The sequence below is a fragment of the Streptomyces sp. NBC_00271 genome, assembly GCF_036178845.1.
Taxonomy (GTDB): Bacteria; Actinomycetota; Actinomycetes; order Streptomycetales; family Streptomycetaceae; genus Streptomyces.
This window is the reverse complement of the sequence record NZ_CP108070.1, coordinates 1,480,978-1,501,702: the sequence shown is the minus strand read 5'-3', so window position 1 is coordinate 1,501,702 and position 20,725 is coordinate 1,480,978. Positions and strand designations below refer to the sequence as shown.

The 20,725-nt window shown below is 68.0% G+C and carries 15 protein-coding genes; 12 read left to right on the top strand and 3 right to left on the bottom strand.

Annotated features, from left to right (window positions below; genetic code table 11):
• Nucleotides 1-3: 3 nt before the first annotated feature.
• Nucleotides 4-1,329 (top strand): glutamate-1-semialdehyde 2,1-aminomutase, encoded by a 1,326-nt coding sequence (locus tag OG798_RS07215; RefSeq protein WP_097226801.1) that lies wholly within the window; start codon nucleotides 4-6, stop codon nucleotides 1,327-1,329.
• A gap of 2 nt (nucleotides 1,330-1,331) precedes the next feature.
• Here the strand turns inward: OG798_RS07215 and OG798_RS07210 are convergent, their stop codons facing one another.
• Nucleotides 1,332-2,018 carry a phosphatase PAP2 family protein gene (locus OG798_RS07210; RefSeq protein WP_121417398.1) on the bottom strand — a complete coding sequence of 229 codons (687 nt, stop codon included), beginning with the start codon at nucleotides 2,016-2,018 and terminating at the stop codon, nucleotides 1,332-1,334.
• A gap of 486 nt (nucleotides 2,019-2,504) precedes the next feature.
• Here OG798_RS07210 and OG798_RS07205 point away from each other — a divergent pair, with 486 nt between their 5' ends.
• On the top strand, nucleotides 2,505-3,866 hold the full coding sequence (locus OG798_RS07205) for a beta-1,3-glucanase family protein (protein WP_121417399.1): 1,362 nt from the start codon (nucleotides 2,505-2,507) through the stop codon (nucleotides 3,864-3,866).
• Nucleotides 3,867-3,939: 73 nt separating this feature from the next.
• Here the strand turns inward: OG798_RS07205 and OG798_RS07200 are convergent, their stop codons facing one another.
• On the bottom strand, nucleotides 3,940-8,211 hold the full coding sequence (locus tag OG798_RS07200) for a discoidin domain-containing protein (protein ID WP_328756638.1): 4,272 nt from the start codon (nucleotides 8,209-8,211) through the stop codon (nucleotides 3,940-3,942).
• Nucleotides 8,212-9,058: 847 nt separating this feature from the next.
• Here OG798_RS07200 and OG798_RS07195 point away from each other — a divergent pair.
• Nucleotides 9,059-11,983: an AfsR/SARP family transcriptional regulator gene (locus tag OG798_RS07195; RefSeq protein ID WP_328759997.1), complete on the top strand. Its 2,925-nt coding sequence runs from the start codon at nucleotides 9,059-9,061 to the stop codon at nucleotides 11,981-11,983.
• Between the two features lie 22 nt (nucleotides 11,984-12,005).
• Here OG798_RS07195 and OG798_RS07190 read toward each other — a convergent pair whose 3' ends face one another.
• Nucleotides 12,006-12,161: a hypothetical protein gene (locus OG798_RS07190; RefSeq protein ID WP_179436695.1), complete on the bottom strand. Its 156-nt coding sequence runs from the start codon at nucleotides 12,159-12,161 to the stop codon at nucleotides 12,006-12,008.
• Nucleotides 12,162-12,388: 227 nt separating this feature from the next.
• Here OG798_RS07190 and OG798_RS07185 point away from each other — a divergent pair, with 227 nt between their 5' ends.
• The 9 genes from OG798_RS07185 (at nucleotide 12,389) to OG798_RS07145 (ending at nucleotide 20,625) form a co-directional block, all read left to right on the top strand.
• Nucleotides 12,389-12,583 carry a hypothetical protein gene (locus OG798_RS07185; RefSeq protein ID WP_095856549.1) on the top strand — a complete coding sequence of 65 codons (195 nt, stop codon included), beginning with the start codon at nucleotides 12,389-12,391 and terminating at the stop codon, nucleotides 12,581-12,583.
• The gene (locus OG798_RS07180) at nucleotides 12,580-13,362 is read left to right on the top strand and encodes a class I SAM-dependent methyltransferase (RefSeq protein ID WP_121417403.1); all 783 of its coding nucleotides are present in this window, start codon (nucleotides 12,580-12,582) and stop codon (nucleotides 13,360-13,362) included. Before OG798_RS07185 ends, OG798_RS07180 begins: the two co-directional genes overlap by 4 nt.
• A 13-nt stretch (nucleotides 13,363-13,375) precedes the next feature.
• A complete protein-coding gene (locus OG798_RS07175) occupies nucleotides 13,376-14,089 on the top strand; it encodes a 7-carboxy-7-deazaguanine synthase QueE (RefSeq protein WP_095856551.1) in 714 nt (237 codons plus the stop codon).
• Nucleotides 14,090-14,126: 37 nt separating this feature from the next.
• Complete coding sequence (locus tag OG798_RS07170; RefSeq protein WP_095856552.1) at nucleotides 14,127-14,489, top strand: 6-pyruvoyl trahydropterin synthase family protein; 363 nt, start codon at nucleotides 14,127-14,129, stop codon at nucleotides 14,487-14,489.
• A 37-nt stretch (nucleotides 14,490-14,526) separates the two neighbouring features.
• Complete coding sequence (gene folE, locus OG798_RS07165) at nucleotides 14,527-15,117, top strand: GTP cyclohydrolase I (RefSeq protein ID WP_095856553.1); 591 nt, start codon at nucleotides 14,527-14,529, stop codon at nucleotides 15,115-15,117.
• 769 nt (nucleotides 15,118-15,886) lie between these two features.
• On the top strand, nucleotides 15,887-16,867 hold the full coding sequence (locus tag OG798_RS07160; RefSeq protein ID WP_267060693.1) for an aspartyl/asparaginyl beta-hydroxylase domain-containing protein: 981 nt from the start codon (nucleotides 15,887-15,889) through the stop codon (nucleotides 16,865-16,867).
• A gap of 102 nt (nucleotides 16,868-16,969) precedes the next feature.
• Entirely contained in the window at nucleotides 16,970-17,659 is a 690-nt protein-coding gene (gene queC, locus OG798_RS07155) for a 7-cyano-7-deazaguanine synthase QueC (protein ID WP_097226807.1), read from the top strand.
• On the top strand, nucleotides 17,656-18,681 hold the full coding sequence (locus tag OG798_RS07150; RefSeq protein WP_095856556.1) for an isopenicillin N synthase family dioxygenase: 1,026 nt from the start codon (nucleotides 17,656-17,658) through the stop codon (nucleotides 18,679-18,681). The genes queC and OG798_RS07150 overlap by 4 nt, the downstream gene beginning before the upstream one ends.
• Before the next feature lie 111 nt (nucleotides 18,682-18,792).
• Entirely contained in the window at nucleotides 18,793-20,625 is a 1,833-nt protein-coding gene (locus OG798_RS07145; RefSeq protein ID WP_267060692.1) for an AfsR/SARP family transcriptional regulator, read from the top strand.
• The last annotated feature ends 100 nt before the right edge of the window (nucleotides 20,626-20,725 follow it).

Genomic DNA, 20,725 nt, shown 5'->3' with positions numbered 1-20,725 from the left:
CCCGTGGACACCGAAGAGCTTCGCCTGCCCCTGTCGCGGACAGCCAACGAGCGGTTGCACGCCATGATCCCCGGGGGCGCGCACACCTACGCCAAGGGCGACGACCAGTACCCCGAGAACCTGGCCCCGGTCATCAGCCACGGCCGCGGCGCCCACGTGTGGGACATTGACGGCAACCGCTACGTCGAGTACGGCTCCGGCCTGCGGTCGGTCAGCCTCGGCCACACCCACCCACGCGTGATCGAGGCGGTACGGCGGGAACTCGACCGCGGCAGCAACTTCGTCCGGCCGTCCATCGTGGAGGTCGAAGCCGCGGAACGCTTCCTGGCCACGGTGCCGACCGCCGAGATGGTGAAGTTCGCGAAGAACGGCTCCGACGCCACCACCGCCGCGGTGCGGCTCGCCCGCGCCGCCACCGGGCGCCCGCGGGTGGCCCTCTGCGCCGACCATCCGTTCTTCTCCGTCGACGACTGGTTCATCGGCACCACGCCGATGTCCGCCGGCATTCCGGCGGCGACCAACGAGCTCACCGTGGCGTTCCCTTACGGGGACCTGGCCGCCACGGAAGAGCTGCTCACCCGGTACAGGGACGAGGTCGCCTGCCTGATCCTCGAACCCGCCACCCACACCGAGCCGCCGCCCGGGTACCTCGCCGGCCTGCGCGAGCTGGCCGACCGGCACGGCTGCGTACTGATCTTCGATGAGATGATCACCGGCTTCCGCTGGTCCGAGGCGGGCGCCCAGGGCCTGTACGGCGTCGTCCCCGACCTCTCCACGTTCGGCAAGGCGCTGGGCAACGGATTCGCCGTCTCCGCGCTGGCCGGGCGCCGCGATCTGATGGAGCTGGGCGGGCTGCGTCATTCCGGCGACCGGGTATTCCTGCTGTCCACCACGCACGGCGCGGAAACGCACTCCCTGGCAGCCGCGATGGCCGTGCAGACCACCTACGCCGAGGAGGGCGTCACGGCGCGGCTGCACGCCCTCGGTGAGCGCTTGGCCGCCGGTGTCCGCGACGCCGCGGCCGCCATGGGCGTCGGCGACCACATCGTCGTCCGGGGCCGGGCCAGCAACCTGGTCTTCGCCACCCTCGACGAGAACCTGCAACCGTCGCAGCAGTACCGCACCCTGTTCCTGCGCCGGCTCCTCGAGGGCGGGGTGCTGGCCCCGTCGTTCGTGGTGAGCAGCGCGCTCGACGACGCCGACATCGATCACACCGTCGACGTGGTGGCCCAGACCTGTGCGGTGTACCGGAAGGCACTGGACGCCGCCGACCCCACCCCCTGGCTGGCCGGACGACCGGTGAAGCCCGTATTCCGCCGCTTGGCGTGACGTCAGCGACGCTCCCGCCGGCCTGAGTCGGTCATCTGGTCGGCCATCCGGTCGGCGAGATGGTCGACCAGCCACGCGGTCGCCGGTATCACCGCCAGCGCGGTGCACCAGCCGCCGAGGACGTCGGTCGGGTAGTGCGCGCCCAGGGCGACCTGCGCCCAGCCCATGACGGCGCCGGCAATCAGCGCCGCGGTGAGCACGAGTGACGTGCCGGCCGTCCTGCCGAGGCCGAGCCGACCGGTCGCGAGCAGCGCCGCCATGAGGGCGAGGGCGGTGAAGAAGGCAGTGTGCCCGCTCGGGTAGGACAGGTTGCCGTCGCCGTGGATGGTGCGTCCCACCAGGTGCTTGAGCAGCGTGGTCGTCCCCACGGTCATGCCGACGCCGACCACGACGAGCACCGCTGCGCGGGGACGTCGAAGCAGCAGACAGCCCGCCACGCCGGCCGCGATCAGCATCGCCGATCCCGCGGGTTCCCCCAAGAAGTCGAAGGCCAGAGCGACGTGCCGCCACGGCGGCCGCACACTGTCCGCCGTCGGCCGGATGAACCACCTGTCCACCCTGCTGGGCTCGCCTTGGCCGGCGTACAGGACCCCGAGTACGACGACCACCAGCGTGGCGAGCACTGCGATCAGCCTGAACCACACGCGCAGCGACGGGGGCAGCACCGCGGGCGTCGGTCGGCCGGTCACACGTTCACCGCGTCCGGTCGACCTGCGGTAGTGACGTCCAGGTTCTCTCCTGCCAGGTGATCCAACGCGAGCCCCTCCGTCGTGTCCGATTCACCCTCAAGCGACCGTGACCGCCCCGCGGACACCAGCTCCTGGCCTGTACACCTCCGAGGGAGCCGTCAGCACCCTAACCCCAATCCGGTCGCGGCAAACCGCCGTCGGACAGTCTCGGACAAACTGGCGCGGCAGCGCGTGGTCGTTCAAGTGGTGGAGGAACAGGTCGGGTCGAGGTGAGGCCCGTGGTCGGATTCTGAACGGATCGCCGGGGCGGCGCGCGGCGTGGCCCAAGTCGTCCGCCTCTTGCTGCCCCCGCATCGACGAACTGCCGTGGATTCGGCTTCAGTTGTTGACGCCGGACAGGGGCGGGGCTACAACCCGGAGAGAGCGCTCTCACACCCGCTGTTGCTCCTGCCCCCCGCACGCCGAACCGGCTTGAGGAGACCCCCCATGCAGACTTCCGCCGGTGTATCCGGCACACTCGGCAGACCTTCGGCCAGTGCCGTACGCTCCCGCACGGCTCTCGGTCTGGTCGTCATCCTGATAGTCGCCTGCTTCGCCGCCCTGACTCCCTCGCCCGCCCGCGCCGCCGACCAGTTGCTGTCCCAAGGACGGCCCGCCACCGCGTCCTCGACCGAGAGCGGGTCCTTCCCCGCGAGCGCGGCCGTCGACGGCGACACCGGCACCCGATGGTCCTCGGCCTTCGCCGATCCGCAGTGGCTGCGGGTGGACCTCGGTTCCACGCAGCAGCTCACCCGCGTCTCGCTGAACTGGGAGGCCGCCTACGCCACCGGATACCAGATCCAGACCTCGAGCGACGCGAACAGTTGGACCACCGTCTACTCCACCACGGCCTCCACCGGCGGCACCCAGAACATCAACATCACAGGCAGCGGGCGCTACGTCCGGGTGTACGGCACCGCACGGGCCACCCCGTACGGCTACTCGCTGTGGGAGTTCCAGGTCTTCGGCCCCGGGAGCACCACACCGCCGGACGACTTCTGGGGCAGCACCAGTGACATACCCCCGGCGAGCAACGCCGTCGAGGTGAAGATCCTCAACCGCACCAACGGCAAGTACCCCGACAGCCAGGTGTACTGGAGCTTCAACGGGCAGGTGCACTCCATCGCCGAGCAGCCCTACCTGGACATGCCTGCCAACTCCGCGGGCCGTATGTACTTCTACCTGGGCTCGCCCAACGGCCCCTACTACGACTTCATCGAGTTCACGGTCGGCAACAACGTCTTCAACGGCAACACCACACGGGTCGACGCCTTCGGCCTCAAACTCGCCATGCGCCTGCACACCAAGGACGGTTACGACGTCGAGGTCGGCGAGAACCGGCAGACCTTCGCCGAGGACCGCGCCACCACCTTCCAGCGCTTCACCGACGCGGTTCCGTCCCAGTTCAAGGTTCTGGCCCAGACCCAGGCTCCGTACCGGATCATCGCACCCGGCAGCGACCCGAGCTTCCGCGCGGGTGGTGCCAACGCCGGCTACTTCACGTCCTACGCCCAGTCGGTCGGCGTGAACGCGGCCACCTCCGACATCTTCGGCTGCGCCGCCTCGCTGGCCGCCAACCCCGACATGTGCGCCGCCCTCAACCGCCACGTGGCCACCCTGCCCGCGTCGCAGCAGTCCGACCCGGCGCAGTTCTACAAGGCGGCCCCTGCGAACTACTACGCCAAGTTCTGGCACGACAACGCCATCAACCAGCTCGCCTACGGCTTCCCCTACGACGACGTGGCGGGCCAGTCCTCCTTCGTCTCCCACGCCAACCCGCAGTGGCTCCTGGTCGCCGTCGGCTGGTAGGTACCGGCACATACCGAAACGGGGCCGCCCTTGTCAGGAAGGGCGGCCCCGCTTCATGGGGTGATGGCCGGAGTTACTGGACGTTGATCGTGAAGGTGGACGTGGTGTTGCGGATGTCCTGGGCGTTGCCGCTCATCCGCAGGTTGACGAAGGTGGCCGAGCCGACGGCCGGTCCCTGGCCGGGTTCGGGCAGCTCGTTGGCCCAGATGCCCCACCCGGACTTCGCGTCGAACGCGTCCCCGCTCTTCTTGGAGTTGGTGATGGAGATGTCGGTGAAGATCGTGTCCTTCACCGGGAACTGCGGCTGGCCTCCGACGTAGTTGGTCTGGAACATCACGCCTCCGTAGGTGGAGTCGTCGATGTCGACGTCGTTGACCCGGATGCCCTGGAAGACCTTGGAGGCCGAGAACGCCCAGATGGCCGGGAAGACCTGCGAGCCCCAGAAGTGGCCGCCCGTTCTGTCCAGGGAGACGTTCTCGATCGTCGTCGGATCGGTCCCGAAGCCGTTCATCGGGTAGCCGAAGTCCAGCGAGGAGATGGTGATGCCGGAGTAGACCAGGGTGTCGGCGACCCGGATGTTGCGGAAGGTGTTGTTGTAGCCGCCGTAGACGGCGATACCGGCCGCGCGCCAGGTGAGGGTCGACGTCAGGTTCTCGTAGAGGTTGTTCTTCTCGTCGGCGCCACCCGCGTCGATCGCCGAGAAGAGCGCGAAGCTGTCGTCCCCCGTGGCCCGGGCGTCATTGTTGACCACGTGGTTGTCCGTGGAGCCGTTCGTCATGTTGATGCCGTCGGCGAAAGTGTCACGGATGCGGGAGTTCTTGATGGTCATGTTGTCGGTGTTGGCGCCCCAGTAGAGGCACACCATGTGCTCGACCCAGATGTCGTCGATGGTGATGCCCGAGACGTTGGAGAAGTCGAACACCTTGCCCGGACCGTCGATCCGGGACGTGTAGTTGCCGAAGTAGGAGAAGCCGGTGAACGACGAGCCGTTGGCGGTTGCCTCGGCCCGGAAGCCCACGTCGGTGTTCTCCTGCGAGGCGGGTGCGTGGAAGCGGGTGAACCACGACCCGGCTCCGACGACCTTGACCGCTTTGCCGTAGACCTGGAACTTGCTGGAGGTCTCGTAGTCGCCGGTGGGCAGGTAGACGCCGACGAGCTTGCCCGTGGTGTCCATGCGGACCTTGTCGAGGGCGTTCTGCACGTCCTGGTGGGAGAAGCCGGCCGGGACCGTGTAGGCGGCCGGGTCCGGGTTCGGGTTCGCGGTCGCCTGTTCGGTGTTGATGAAGTCGATGGCGTAGGTGGAGGTGTTGGCCGCGTCCTTCTGGAGACGGATCTTGGAGCCGGCCGGAACGGTCCTGCCGAGCTGCAGGTTCGCCTCGTCGTAGATGTGACGCGGGGCACCGGAGCCGGGCGAGTTGCCCGGAGAGGTCTCGTTGCCGTAGAGCCAGGCGTACTTCGACGTGAGGTCGATCGGCTTGAGGAACTGGCCGTCCACGTAGACATTGAGCGTCGTGTCGGTGCCGTCCGGGATCTCGAAGCGAGTCACCAGGGTGTTGGTGGCCGCCCGGGTGGTCCACTCGACGTACTGGCCGGTCCCGGTGAGGGTCACCGCCTTGCGGCCGCTCGCCTCGCCCGCGATGTCGCCGATCGTGCGGTTCGGGCCGACGACCTTGGCGCCGCCGCCGACGGTGCCGTCCTCGGCCTCGTACATGTCGTACGGCATGTCCGCGCCGCGGCCGACGAACAGGGCCTGCGTGGTGGTGTTGTTGGCTCGCTTGACCGGCAGTTCGTTGGCGTCATCGGCGATGACGGTCTTGACGGTGTACTTGCCGTTGGCGGCCGTCCAGGAGCCGAGGCCGACCGGTGCGGTCGTCTGGCCGGACGCGATGGCGCCGCTGTAGGAGCCGGTGAGCGTCTTGACGGTGGCGCCGTTGGAGTCCTGGACCGTCAGCGTGACGTTGTGGGCGGCGGAGGCCGAGGCCACCGTCCCCTGGTTCTTGATCGCGACGGTGAACGAGACGTTGTCGCCCGCCGAGGCGCTGGAGGGGGTCCAGGCGACCGGAGCGGTGACCAGGTCCGAGCTGGAGACGGGCTTGACGACGAGGGCGTCGGAGCGGGTGAAGACGTTGTTCGCCTCGTTCTGCTCGATGACCTTGTTCGACGGGTCCACCTCGGCGCCGACCGGGTAACTGCCCGCATCCCTGGTGCCGATGCTCGCCGTGACCGTCGTCGAATCTCCGGCCGCGAGGGCCGGGACGTCCGCGGTGGCGGCCTTGGTGCCGCCGAGCGTGACGTTCAGGTCGGTGGCCTTGGACGGCTCGCTGCCGCTGTTGGTGACGGTCGCCGTCAGGCTGATGGCGTCCGACTCGACCGGGGCGGCGGGTGTGTTGGTGATGCCGGTGACCTTGAGGTCCGGGTTGGCAGCTGGGGTGCCGATCACCTGGAGCTCGGCGACCTGAGCGCCCGGAGCACCGGAGTTGGAGGCGAACTTGAGCTGGATGTCGGCGGCGGAGCCGGAGACCGGGATGGTCACCGTGTTGCCGCTCGCCGGGTTGAACGTGTAGTCCTTCGCGGCCACGAGGCTGGTGAACGCCGTCGCATCCTGGTCGCGGCCGAGCACCTGGATGTTCTGCGTGCGCGTGGACCAGGCGGCATCGGGGTTGAGCTTGACGACGACCTGGCTGAGGTCGGCGTTGGCACCCAGCTTGGTGGTGAGGGTGGCCGGGTAGGCACCGCCCGCGCTCTCCCAGTAGGTCGCTGTCTGCCCGTCGTTGGCGTTCGTGGCGACGTAGGTGAAGGTGTAGGAGGAGGCCTCGATGGGCTTGCCCTGGGCGAGGTCGGAGCCGGAGCCGGAACCGGTCCTGGTGACGCTGTTGCTCGCCACCGACACGTTCCCGGCGGCGTCCTTGGCCTTCACGTAGTAGGTGACCGTGGCCCCCGCCGACGGAGTGTCGGTGTACGTGGTGACGTCACCCGCCACGGTCTTGACGACCTGGTTGTTGGCGTAGACGTCGTAGCCGGTGACCTGGACGTTGTCGCTCGACGCCTGCCAGGTGAGCTTGACGTCGTTGCCGGACTGCGTGTACGCGAGGTTTCCGGGTGCGGTGGGGGCCTGGGTGTCGCCGCTCGATCCCTTGCGGGTGACGCTGTTGCTGTTGGCGGAGACGTTGCCCGCGGCGTCCTTGGCCCGCACGAAGTAGGTGATGTCGCTGCCGGCCGGCTGGGTGTCGGTGTAGGTCAGGACGTTCCCGGCGACGCTCGCCCGCAACTGGCCGTTGGCGTAGACGTCGTAGCCGGTGACGGCGGTGTCGTCGGTGGCCGCGCTCCAGGTCAGCTTGATCTGCCCGGTGGCCGGCTCGGTGTAGCTCAGGTTGGACGGGGCGGTGGGCGCCTGGATGTCACCGGTCGCCGGTCCGTAGACCTCCAGCTCGGACGCCTGCCCGGCGGGCCAGCCGGTGTTGGCGGTGAACAGCGCGCGCACGTACCGCGTGGTGGTCGTGTCGAAGGAGATGGTCGTCGACTGGTCGTTGGTGCTGTCGAAGGTGTACGCCTTCGAGGCCGTGAGGTCGGTGAAGTTCTGGTTGTCGGTCGAGCCCTGGACCTTGAAGGTCTGGCTGCGGCTCGGCCAGCCGCTGGGCAGCCGCAACGTCACCTGGTTGATCTTGACCGACGAGCCGAGGTCGACCTGGAGCCACTGCGGGAAGGCGTTGTTCGTGCTCTCCCAGTAGGTGTTGCGGTTGCCGTCACCGGCGTTGGCCGCCCCGTAGACGTCGGCGTGCCCGCTCTCGCTGAAGGGTTTGCCCTGGGCGAGGTTGGGGGTCGCGGCGGCGGTCGTGAGGACTTGCATCTCGGCGAGCTGAGCGGTGCCGGTGACCGAGTTGGCGCTGAAATCGGCCCGTACGTACCGGGCGAGAGTCGCGGGCAGGGAGATCTTCACCGTGTTGTCGTTGCCGGGGCTGAAGACGTACTGCGCCGACGGCTTCAGCGTGGCGAAGCTCTTTCCGTCGGCGCTTGCCTGGAGCGCCAGCGTCTGTTTGCGGGTCTGCCAGTGCTCGGGCAGCCGCAGCACGACCTGGCGGACGCGCTTCGTCCGCCCGAGGTCGGTCTGCACCCACTGGGCCGACTTCTTTCCGGCCTGCCAGTAGGTGTCGGTGTCGCCGTCGGTGACGTTGGCTGCGGCGTGTACGCCGCGGGTGCTGCCCGCCGTGGTCACGGCGTCCGCGGCGGCGTTGGGGCCGCCGGCCGCGTGTGCGCCGACGGCGGGCAGGCCCAGAACCATGACGGCGGAGGCGAGCGCGGCGGTCGCTGCGCGGCGCCTTGTGGATCTCTGCTTGTGTCGAGTCATGCGGGGTCACTTCCTGCGGAGGCTCGCGCGCCGGTGGGGCGGCGAGGGCGGCTCATTCCTGGCGGAGTGGGGCAGAAAGGTGCAGGACGAACTGTGCGGTGAGGTGCGGAGCGGGGTGCGGTGCGTTCGGCACCGTGTTAAGGGCACTGTGAGGCAGTATTTTGCGTTGTTTCATCGAAATATTGCAGAGCTACCTGGGTGGGTCTACAGCCGGAACGGCACAATATTCACCAGAAACACCCATCACTCAGGAGTGATGGCGGCGCGGGCGCCACTTCCGAGCCGCTGAAGCGGTCAAACGGCAGGCGTTGGGTCCAGCTTTACAGGACCGCACAGTCCGGTCCGCGACTCGGCGGCGGTTGCGGGCTTGCGCTCTGAGAGCGCAAGTGAACGCAAGGCGCGCAAAATCTTGCGCGATCCATGCGGTGGGCGGGGGGTTATCACGACCTGTCCGCCCACCTGCCCGGCCGGGGCGCGCTCGCCGGCCAGCTGTTTGGTGAGCCCACGGGCGACGATCTGCGCCGCGATCGGGCGGGCCGTCCAGCCTGACCTTGCCGCTGTCCGTCCAAATACATCACCAACCGCGGCCCATCCACCGTACTGGTCAACGGTCTGGCCGAATGTGCCATGAAAGTGCCCCGAGAAGCACGGCACGTTGCCCGCCAAGCGGCCTCGCGATATCCCTGACCAGTAATGGAACCTTTCGTGTCAGGTATGCATGTACCTGACTGGGGCAGCACTCGCGTTGGCCAACGGTTGCGGCTGAGTAGCCAGGTCGGCACGAGTTCCACTGCCCGATTGCACGAGCCAGACCAAGTCTGGCGGGTACCACAGAAACAGGGTGTGCATGGCAGTCTCGGCAGACTACGACGGCAGCGGCGTGACAGCGGCTCCTTTCCGGGTGCTAGGGCCACTTGAGGTGAGCGGCAAGCTGGGGGCCGTGTACGTGGCACCAGGGCGACAGGAGATCGTTCTCGGGGCTTTGGTGCTCGAACTGAACCGGGTGGTGGAGACAACCTTTCTGGTGGATGTCATCTGGGCTCACGATCCGCCGAAGACCGCACGCACCCAGGTGCAGATCTGCGTTTCCCGGCTCCGCAAGGCACTGTCGGACGGGGGAGTCGACGCCACCATCGAGACCCGCGCTCGCGGGTACGTCCTGAGGGCGCCGGAGGATGCGACCGACGTCGGCACCTTCCGTCGCCTGGTAACAGAGGCGCATGCCCTGGCCCGTGATGGTCTGAAGGCGTCTGCGGTGGACACGCTCCGCCCGGCGATAGGCCTGTGGCGGGGCCGGTGCCTGGCCGGTGTACCCAGCGAAGTCCTGGCCGGTACGGCAGCGCAGTTGGACGAGAGCCGCCTGGAAGCGGTGGAGACCTGCATGCGGCTGGAGCTGGAGCTGGGCCGTCACGAGAACCTGGTCGGCGAACTGCAGCAGCTCGTCGCCAACCATCCGCTGCGCGAGCGGCTGCGGGGGCACCTCATGGTGGCGTTATACCGCTCGGGCCGGCAGGCGGAGGCGCTGGACGCCTACCACCAGGGCCGCGCGATGCTCACCGAAGAACTGGGCCTGGACCCGGGAAGGGAACTGCGCGACCTGGCGCAAGCGATCCTGACCGACGACGCCGACCTGGCACTGGCCGAACCGGCGGAACCGGCCGAACCACGTTCTCTCGTGGCGACGCCGCTCCCTGAGGCGGTGCAAGAGCGTGGTGCCGATTCCAACCCGGTCGTCACCCCAAGGCAACTTCCCGCCGACATCGGCGACTTCGTAGCCGACGACGTGATCGTTTCAGCGGTCTGCGACGCCGTCACCGAGGGACAGGAAAAGGGGCAACTGAACGTGGTCCTGGTGCTTGGCGGACCTGGTGTGGGCAAAAGCACGTTGGCCAGGCACGTGGCGCACCGACTCGCAACCGAGTACTTCCCGGATGGACAGCTCTACTGCGACCTCCGAGGGCCGGGCGGACAACCAGTGGGCCCCGCCCAGGCGTTGGGGCGGTTCCTCCGAGCGCTGGGCGTACCGGGCCAGGCCATACCCGATGCGCTTGACGAGCGCGCGGAGATGTACCGCAGTCTGCTGGCCGATCGCCGGATCCTGGTGTTGCTGGACGACGCGGTGAGCGAGTCGCAGGTGATGCCCCTGCTGCCCGGAACCGGCAGCAGTGGCGTGCTGGTCACCAGCCGCGGCCAGCTCACGACGTTGCCGGGAACACGCCGTTTCGACTTGGCTCCGCTGAGCCCGCAGCAGGCCATCCAGCTCCTGGGGCGGATCATCGGAGAGCACCGTGTGGAGAGCGAGCGGGAGGCAGCGCGGGTCCTCGTACGCTTGGTGGGCGGCCTGCCCCTCGCGCTGCGTATCATCGGCGCGCGCCTGGCAGCGCGCCCGCACTGGTCACTGACCTCCATGTGGCGCCGGCTTGAGAACGAGCACCGCCCTTTGGACGAGTTGGCATACGGCGAGCTGTCGATCCGGGCAAGTCTTTCGCTCAGCTACGACGGCCTGGCGGCGGCCGACCGTCGCCTGTTGTGCCTGATCAGCCTGGCCGAGGGGACGGAGATTCCGAGCTGGCTGGGTGCCGCTCTTGTCGACGACCGCACGCCCCACCCCGCTGACCTGCTGGAACCGCTCATCGACATGCGGCTCCTCGACATCACCGCCATGGACCAGGGCGGGGAGATCCGATGCGGACTGTCGCAGATCGTACGGACGTTCGCGCACGAACGGCTGCCCGCGGAGATTCCCGAGGCAGAACGCGCCGGAGCGGTGCGGCGTATGGTCGGTGGCTGGCTGTCGCTGGCGGAGAGCGCGCACAAAGAGATCTACGGCGGTGCGTACACCATCGTGGCGGGCCGGGCCGAACGGTGGCATCCGCCGGAGGACCATGTCCGGCGGTGCCTGCGCGACCCGCTCGGGTGGCTGGAGAGCGAGCAGACGAACCTGCTGAACGCGGTCGAGTTGGCGGCCCGGTCCGGGCTGGACGAGTTGTGCTGGGAGCTGGCCACGACGCTGGTGACGCTCTTCGAGGCCCGTGGCTATCCCGAGCTCTGGGAGCGCACACATCAGGTAGCGCTGACCGCCGTACAAGAGGCCGGCAACGAACGGGGCCGGGCGGCGGTACTCGGCTCGTTGGGGACCCTGCACCTGTACCGGGGAGAGCATGAGGCAGCAGGCCCTTACCTCAGCACCGCTTTGGAGATCTTCGAGCGGCTTGGGGAGCTGAGTGGCCAAGCGCTGTGCCTGCGCGACCTGGCGCGCATCGAGCGGCACCATGGTCACGACGATCGGGCGCTGGCCCTCTACGAGAGGGCCGAGCGGAACTTCGTGCGGGCGCAGGACGTCATTGGCCGGGCGTACGTGCTTGGCGAGATGGCACACATCACGATGCGGCGAGCGGACTTCGCGCGAACCCGTTCGTATCTCGACGAGGCTCTCGGGATCTGTCGGTCAGCCGGCTTCGACCGGGGTCAAGCCCTTGTACTGCGGCGGCTGGGCCAAATGCTGATGTACCAGCAGCGGTACGAGGCGGCGGAACGGACCCTGCTCGAGGTTCTCGCCATGGTCGGGGCGAGCGGCGACCTGGTCGGAGAGGGGTATGTGCTGCACGACCTGGGCCGGGTCAATGCCCACCTGCGTCGCGTGGAACAGGCCGTCCAGTACTACTCGCAATCGGCCAGGATTCGGGAGCGGATCCTGGACCACAGCGGGGCCGCGGCCGTAAGGGCTGACATCGTTGCCATCCTGGGCAGGCCGATGACGTCGGTCTGCTGATACCAGGAGGCATGCTGGTCCGTCACGTCCACGGCGTGTTTCTGGGTGTTTCGTCGGCCAGCGGCACGGTGACCGGGCGCTGCTCCGCGTCGTGCTGATTTCCTACCGCGCACAGGATCAGCACGGCGACGGCCCCCGCGGCAGCCAGCAACTTCTTGATGGACTTCTTGATGGCCATCTCAGTTCTTCTCCCTTCGCAACCCCTTTCGCAATCCGTCCGGGCGTTGCTGAAACCAGTGTGAACCAGGTGCCCATCGCGGCCGCATGCTCGCGCTATCACCGCCTTATCGCGGGCCCGTCCCGCAGTGGATGCGTTGTGATGCCGGGCCGATAGGGCGACACCGGAGATTGGGTCCTGCCGACCTCGGCGCCCCCTCGGGGGACGGCCCTCAAGGAGTGGTCCGAATGACCGTAGTGACCCGGGACGCGGTGACGCCCGCCGCGTTCGGCGTCCCGGAAACCGAATCGAAGCGCAGCACAAAGACCCCCGCGATAGCAGCGGTAGACCTTGTCAGAGAGTTTCCACGGAAGAGGCAGGAACCGGTGCGTGCGCTCCAGGGCCTCTCCTTGACCGTGGCTCAGGGGAAGGTGCACGGATGACGATGGACGCGGAGTTCTACTCCCGGGTGGCCGAGCGGTTCGGCGGCTACTTCAGCGATGCGCGGAGCACCGACGTATTCGCCGACGGCCGCCCGGACGCCGTCTTCGATGAACTGGCGAATGCACTGGGAGCGCCGCACGCCCGACTGCTGGATGCCGGCTGTGCCGACGGGCGTAGTTTGTTGCGCATCTCTCGTGCGTACGGCGCCGTGACCGGGATAGATCTGTCGCCGTCGATGCTGGAATGCGCCGCGCGGTATCGAGCGGAGGCAGGTCTGTCGCACGTCACGTTTGAGCTGTGCGATGCCGCCCACACGGGGCTGCCCGATGGGTACGCCGATGTGGTCACTTCCCGCCGCGGTCCGCTGATCGCCCGGGAGTTCGAGCGGGTGCTCCGCCCCGGTGGGGCCGTGCTGTACATGGGGATCGGGGAGCAGGACGCGCGCGAGCTGAAGGAAACGTTCGGTCGCGGCCAGAACTTCGACAGCTGGAACGGCACGCCCTTGTCGGAGGAGATTGCTCAAGAGCTCTCCGATGCAGGCTTCGTTGTGACAAGAAACCAGGCGTTCGGGTTCGAGGAGTTCTATCACTCGGCGGCCGATCTGGACACCTTTCTGCACCAAGTGCCGATCGTCGACAACTACGATTCGGCGGCGGACAAGGAGGCATTCGATCGATATGTCGCCGCGGTGACCGCCGATCAGGGCGTCCGGCTGAGCCGGCATTGGTTCATAGTGCAGGCGCAGAAGCCGGCGGCCGTCGAGCCGTCCCACTCATAGGAAACGGTGCGGCATGGAGCAGGATCTCGTAGTCAACGAAATCTTCGGTCCGACCGTCCAGGGCGAGGGTCGGTCCCTGGGACGCAGGTGCGCGTTCCTGCGACTCGGCGGGTGCAACCTGTCGTGCTCGTGGTGCGATACGCCCTACACGTGGGACTGGACCGGAGCCGGTGAGAGCGGGGTCGCCCACGATCCGCGTAAGGAGCTGCACCGTCGCCCGGTCGAAGATGTCGTCGCAGAGTTGCTCGCATTCGACACCGAGCTGATCGTCATCTCCGGCGGTGAGCCCCTGGGTCAGCAAGAGCGACTGATTCCTCTGGTGGCAGCACTGACCGGACGTGGTAAAGAGATCGAGATCGAGACCAACGGGACGCACGCCGCGCACCCCGAACTCATCGCCGCCGGCGTCAGGTTCAACGTCTCGCCGAAGCTGTCGCACTCGGGCGACGCCCTGCAGCGCAGGATCGTCCCTGCCGCACTCACCAGTCTTTCGGCACTGCCGGGAAGCACGTTCAAGTTCGTCTGCCAGAACACCCGCGATCTCGACGAAGTGGCCCAGCTGGTTGCCACCTTCGACCTGCCCTCGGTATGGATCATGCCGATCGGGCGTACCGCCGACGATGTCACAAAGCACATGGGCGAGTTGGCCGACGCGGTGGTAAAGCGCGGCTGGAATCTGACGACCAGACTGCACACCTTGTTGTGGGACGAAAAACGTGGCGTGTGAGCAACGGCACACGCAAAGAAGAACGGAACTCGGATCGATGGCATTTCGAATCTCGAAGAAATTTGAATTCTCGGCCAGTCATCAGCTTACCGGCCTTGCTCCTGAGCATCAGTGTGCCCGAATGCACGGGCACAACTACGTGATCGAGTTGGAGCTTGGAGCCGACGACAAGGATCTGTCGCCCGTGGGCTTCGTTCGAGACTACGGAGAATTGTCCGCATTCAAGGTGTGGCTCGACAATCATCTTGATCATCGGCATCTGAACGATGTGATGGACGAAAATCCGACGGCTGAGAATATGGCAGCGTGGGTCTACAAGACCTGGTCGATTGAGTTCCCCGAGTTGACCTGCGTGCGTATCTCAGAAACTCCCAAGACTTGGGCCGAGTACCGGCCGTGAGGTCAGTAACTCCGAAGCCCGGACGAAAGGTGCCCGCATGTCGGTGACAGAATTGGACCTCGATGGTGACTCGTCGGCGTCGAGGACGACCGAGGACCCACTGGTAGAGCTCGCCCGCCAACTGTTGGCGGAGATCGGCGAGGACCCGAATCGCGACGGACTGCGCGACACACCTGCGCGGTTCGCGCGCTGGTGGCGAGAGTTCATCAACTACGACCCGGGTTCGCTGGGCACGCTTTTCGAGTCCATCGGCACGAGCCAGCTCGTGGTCGTCTCAGACATTCAGGTCTGGTCGCTGTGCGAGCATCACCTCCTGCCGTTCAACTGCTCCGTGACGATCGCGTACCGCCCGACGGGGCAACTGCTCGGCTTGTCGAAGTTCGCCAGGGTCGCCCATCAGTACGCGCACAGGCTGCAGGTCCAGGAGCGCCTCGTGGACCAGATCGCGCTCGAGATCAGCACCCTGAGCGGCACCCCGGACGTCGCGGTCATAGCGAAGGGCGAGCACCTTTGCATGTCGATGCGCGGCATCAAGGCCGCGGCGCAGATGACATCGACCGCATATCGCGGGGAGTTCAGCACGGACTCCGGGCTCCGGGCCGAGCTGTTCGACTTGCTCCGGGCGTGACGAGCCATTCGACTCCGCAAGCGAAAGCAGTGAGCGATCCAGGTGGTGCGGCGACGGATTCGCACGCCTCGGGAGCGCTGCGGGGCTGTCGCGAACTCCTGGCCCTGCCAGGTGCCCGCGGGGCCGTCGCGGTCCTACTGCTGTTCTGGCCTCCTGGAACGCGGCCGCACCGACCGCCGCGAGCAGGGTCTTGGCCAACTCCCTCGAATCGGCGCTGATCGACCGCACGCTCATTACCGGATCGCGCGGTCGCGCGATCGCTGGATCATCGGCCGTGCGAGACGCAGACGGGCCGATGGCAACGCATCCCGGCGGGGTCGCCGGCATCGTCGGAGCGATGGGTTGTGGAGCCCTTGCGCCCGCGATCCGCGGACGTATCACTACGCCGTGGCCGCTCGCGGCATTCCTTGGTGGAACGGACGTGGTCGCAACGGCCATGCCCTGGTCTCCCCTCGCTGCTCTCGTCGTCTGCCCGCGCGCCGGCGCCGTGATCGGTGCGATCTTCTCGGCTCGGTTCGTCGCGGTCGGTGCGTCCCGCACCGACCGGGCGCGCCAACGAGATCCAGAGTTGGGGCACGAGCGTCGTCCCCGCCGGCTTCGCCGTCGGGACATCCTCCGGCGCGTCGATCGCCTCCGCACTGGGCCCACTCGCTCGCCGTGCCGGTGATCGTGACAGCTATTGGCCGCATCCGCATCGGAGAGCCAAGGACCGAGGCCGTTCTCTTCGACACACATACGAATCCGGTCCGGTCGACATGAAAGGACAACGATGAACGTAGATGAATCCTCGACGCCTGCGGAAGCGGTTCGGCTGCTCCCCGTGCTGGACGCCGACCGGCTGGTGGCCGACCTCATGACCGCACGCGACCACCTGTGGGATGAGCAGAGCTCGTACGAGAACGGGCGAGTGTCCAGGTGGGCCGAGCAGGACTGGCGCTGCCTCTCGGTGCGCAGCCCCGGTGGTGACAAGACACGTACCGACCCAGGGGGCCCTGGCAGCGCGGAGTTCGCCGACACCGAGTGGCTGGACCACATGCCGTACGTGCGGGAGGTCCTGCGCTCGATTCCCGGGCCCCTCTACGCGGCCCGATTCATGGATCTTGGACCCGGCGTCGTCGGCTACCGCCATTCCGATCCCAAGTTCGCCCCGGACTGGGGTATGGCCCGGCTGCACATCCCGGTCATCACCCACGAGGAAGCCTCGCTGGACCTCGACGGAGGGATTCATCGCTGGCAGCCCGGTGAGTTCTGGTTCGGCGACTTCAGCCGCAAGCACCAGATCCAGAACCTCGGTCCCGAGCACCGGGTGCATCTCGTCGTGGACGTGCTCGTCACACCGGAGCTCGCGCAGCTGTTCCCGGCTGACTGGGCCGACTACTTCAACGGCTCGGACGTGCTCTACAACCGTCCGGCTGTGGCCACGACCGACCGAGAGCGGGAAGCCGCGCGGTGTTCGTTCGACGCGCCGGCGCACCTGCTGGAGATAGAGGTGTTCGGGTCGCTCACCGGCCCGCAGCCGCAGGCCACCTTCAGCATCGTCGACACCGGCACGGGCCTTGCCATTCGCTCTCCCCAGGACCACCTCTTCCCGCTGGTGGCCCTCGGCGGACACGAGTACCGCTTGGTCGGGTGGAGCGAGGAGCGAACCGTCACCACGAGGCTGGACGGTCCGCGGCCCGAAGTCGAACTGACCTACCGCAAGGGCCACCGATCGACCCGGCTGCTCGTCCCGGCCACGCCGGCGGCGTGACGGACGCCCGCACGTCCGCCGCTGTTTCGGTGCACAGCACACCGGGGCCCTGATCCCCACGTACTGATCCTCCCTCCATTTCCGTCTGCCGGAAGGCGGCGCATGCCGAAAACCGTCGCAATCGTGTCCGGCGGCCTGGACTCGGTCACCATGGCCTACCACCTCCAGGCGCAAGGACACACACTCCACCTGCTGTCCGTGAACTACGGCCAGCGTCATCTCGTCGAGCACGAGTTCGCCGTGAAGGCGGCTCGAACGCTCGGGGTGCCGCACGACGTCGTCGATCTCAGCCCCGTCGGCAAGCTCCTGAGCGGCTCCTCGCTCACCGACCCGACCGTCGACGTGCCGGATCACAAGAGTGAGTCGTCCGGCGAGAGCCCGAACGTCGTACCCAACCGCAATGCCCTTCTGCTGTCCGTCGCCTTCGCGGTCGCCGTCGCCGAGAAGGCGGAAGCGGTAGCCGTCGGGGTGGTCGACGACCTGCAGGCCGCGCCCGACAGCAATGCCGCGTTCATCGATTCCTTCCTCGCCATGGAGCGGATCGCGACCCGCGGATACGCGCACCCCGACCTGACCCTGACAGCGCCGCTGGTCAGGCTGCGCAAGAGCGACGTGGTGTCGCTCGGTGAGGAACTCGGCGTCCCATGGACCGAGACCTGGAGCTGCTTTCGCGGCGACGCGCTGCAGTGCGGACGGTGCGCCGCCTGCAGGGAGCGGCAGGAAGCGTTCCGGGACGCCGGCGTGACCGACCCGACGACCTACCAGACCAGCGATTCCAAGGAGCTGCGATGACCGACCCCTTTCCCGTGCTCGACCTCCGTGACGCCGCCGGTTCGGAAGAAGCCCGGGCAGAGTTCCTGAACCGGTTGCGCAAGGCCGTGCACGAGATCGGCTTCTTCCAGCTCGTCGGCCACGGCGTCGAGGACGCCGACGACATGCTCGACCTCACCCGCCGGTTCTTCGCCCTGCCCGAAGCCGATCGGCTCGCGCTGAACATCCTCGACTCGCCGCTGTTCCGCGGCTACTCCGAACTCGGCCGCGAACACACCCGGGGCGTGCCCGACCAGCGCCAGCAACTGGACATCGGGCCGGAGCAGCCCGAGCGGCAGCCCGAGCCCGGCGACCCCGCCTACCGGTGCCTGATCGGCCGGAACCAGTGGCCCGCGGCGATGCCCGAGCTGCGCCCGGCCGTCGAGTCATGGATCACCCGGCTGACCGCTCTGTCACATCGACTGCTGCGGCTGCTGCTCGAGTCGCTCGACGCCCCCGCCGGGTTCCTGGACGATGTGGTCGATCCGGATCCGCAGATCCACCTCAAACTCCTGCACTACCCCGGTCCCGCGCAGGCGAGCGAGAACGCGGGCGAGGGCCAGGGGACCGGCATTCACAACGACCTCGGGCTGCTCACCCTGCTCGTCCAGGACGGCAACGGCGGCCTCCAGGTCGCGGTCGAGGACGGCGAGTTCGCCGACGTGCCGGTGATCCCGGGAGCGTTCGTGGTCAACCTGGGAGAGCTGCTGGAGGTGGCGACGAGGGGCTACGTGCGTGCCACCCTCCACCGGGTGGTCCGGCCCGCCCCGGGCGTCAACCGCTACTCCATTCCCTTCTTCTACAACCCTCGGCTGGACGCCACGATGCAGCCACTGCCCAGCCCCTATGTCGAGGGCGCCGGCGGAGTCATCGACGTCGCCGGCAACCCGTTGTTCGCCCTCTACGGCGACAACGTCATGAAAGGGCTGATCCGCTCCTTCCCCGACATCGTTGCCCGACACCACCCGACCCTGGCCGCGGTAGCCGGGTCCAGGAGTTCCTGACACCGGGCGGCCGAGCACATCCTCACCGCCCGGCCCGAGTGGTCGGGCCTGGCGGTGGCGTCGTCGGCCGGTCCGACGGGGACCGAACGAACATGAGGCAGGGCGAATTTCATGAGAATCAACCTTCTCGGGCCGCTCCAGGCCTACGGGGACGATCACCGCGTCGACCTGGCGCCGGCCGCCCAGAAAGTACGTCAGACACTGGCACTGCTCGTGCTGAACGCGGGCCGGGTGGTGCGCTTCGAGCAACTCATGGACGAGCTGTGGGACGCCGACCCGCCGACCAGCGCGCACACCGCTCTGCAGACGTATGTGTACCAGCTCAGGAAGCGGTTCTCCCTCGGCAACCCGAGGAGCGGCGGCGCGGTACGGGCGGCCGGCCCGCTGCTGGGCACGGTCGACGGTGGCTATCAGCTGACGCTGCCCGCCGACCACGTGGACGTCTTCCGGTGCGAGCCGCTGCTCGCCCGTGCCCGTGCGGAGTTCCGTGACGAGGACTTCGCACGGGCCCGTGAGACGGCCGCCGCGGCGCTGCAGCTGTGGCGGGACGATGCCCTGGTGGACGTGCGCAAGGGGCCCGCGCTGCAGGCCGAGGCGGTCCGCCTGAAGGAGTTGCGTATCAGCGCACACCACCTGCGGATCGAAGCCGACCTGCACCTCGGCCGACACCACGAGGTGCTCGGCGAACTCACCTCGATGGCCGGGCGGGAACCCACGAACGAGTGGGCTCAGCGCAATCTGATGACGGCTCTCTACCGCATGGACCGGCGGGTGGAGGCGCTCCAGGTCTACCAGCGGGCACGCGAGCGGATCGCCACCGAGCTGGGTCTCGACCCTTCCCCCGAACTCCAGGCCCTGCACACGGCCATGCTCATGTCGGACGAGGAACTGCTGCGTCCCGCCGGGCGGCTCACGGCCGTGACCGCCGCCACCCGGGCGCCCTGCCATCTGCCCGCCCCGCGCGAGCGTCTGACCGGACGCGCCGACCAACTGGCGCGCATCACCGCGGTGCTGACCGGCCGGGCGCGGGCGGACCGGCCGCTCGTGATCGTGGGGGGCGCTCCCGGCACGGGGAAGAGCGAGCTGTGCCTGCACGCCGCGCATCAGGTGAGCGGTCACTACCCGGACGGACGGCTCTACGCGCGTCTGCGCGACGGCGCCGGCCGGCGGGTGCGGCCCGCCGAGATCCTCCGCTCGTTCCTGCGTGGACTCGGCGCGACGGAGGAGCAGTTGCGACTGGGCACGACCGACCTGAGCCTGCTGTTCCGTAGCTGGACCGCCGACCTGCGCGTCTTGGTGGTGCTCGACGACGTGTGCGACGTAAGGGACTTGACGCCGCTGTTGCCGTCCGGCGGCGGCTGCGGCGTGGTGATCGGCAGCCGACGGCGGCTGTTCGTGTCATCGTCGGCGGTCCACGTCGAACTGGCGGGACTGCCCTTCGACGACTGTCTGCACCTGCTGGCATCCTCCGTGCCGAGCCACCGGACCACCATGGACCCGGAGGGGCTGCGACGGCTGGCCGGATTGTGCCGGGGGCTGCCGGGAGCGCTCTTCGCGGTCGCTTCGCAGCTGCGCCGCCGCCCGCACTGGACGGCCCGGCAGGCCACTGCCTGGGTCCTCGCGTCCCGGGGCGCCGACAGCGATCCGCTGGGCGTGCGGGCCGGATTCGACCGGACGCTCGCGACGCTGCCCGCCGAGTCGCGGTCCCTGGCGTACGCGCTGTTGTCTCCAGGCGTCCCCGATCGGCTCACGCCGGCGCTTGCCGCCGCGGCCCTGGGGATCAGCGACCAGCAGGCCGAGGACCTGCTGGAGGAACTGTCGGAGAGCTACCTGCTGCGCGCGCAGCACCCGTGCGTGAACGGCCGGTTCTCCTACGAATGGGAGCCCGGTATACGCCCGTTCGCGGCGCGGCAGAGCAACACGCCGGTCATGTGCTCCGCCTGACGGTCACGGTTCCAGGACGACCTTGCCCGTCGTATCGCGCGCACCGGCCGGCGCGCCTTGCCCGAACCCGCCCAAGCAACCGAACCATGGAGAGAGAACC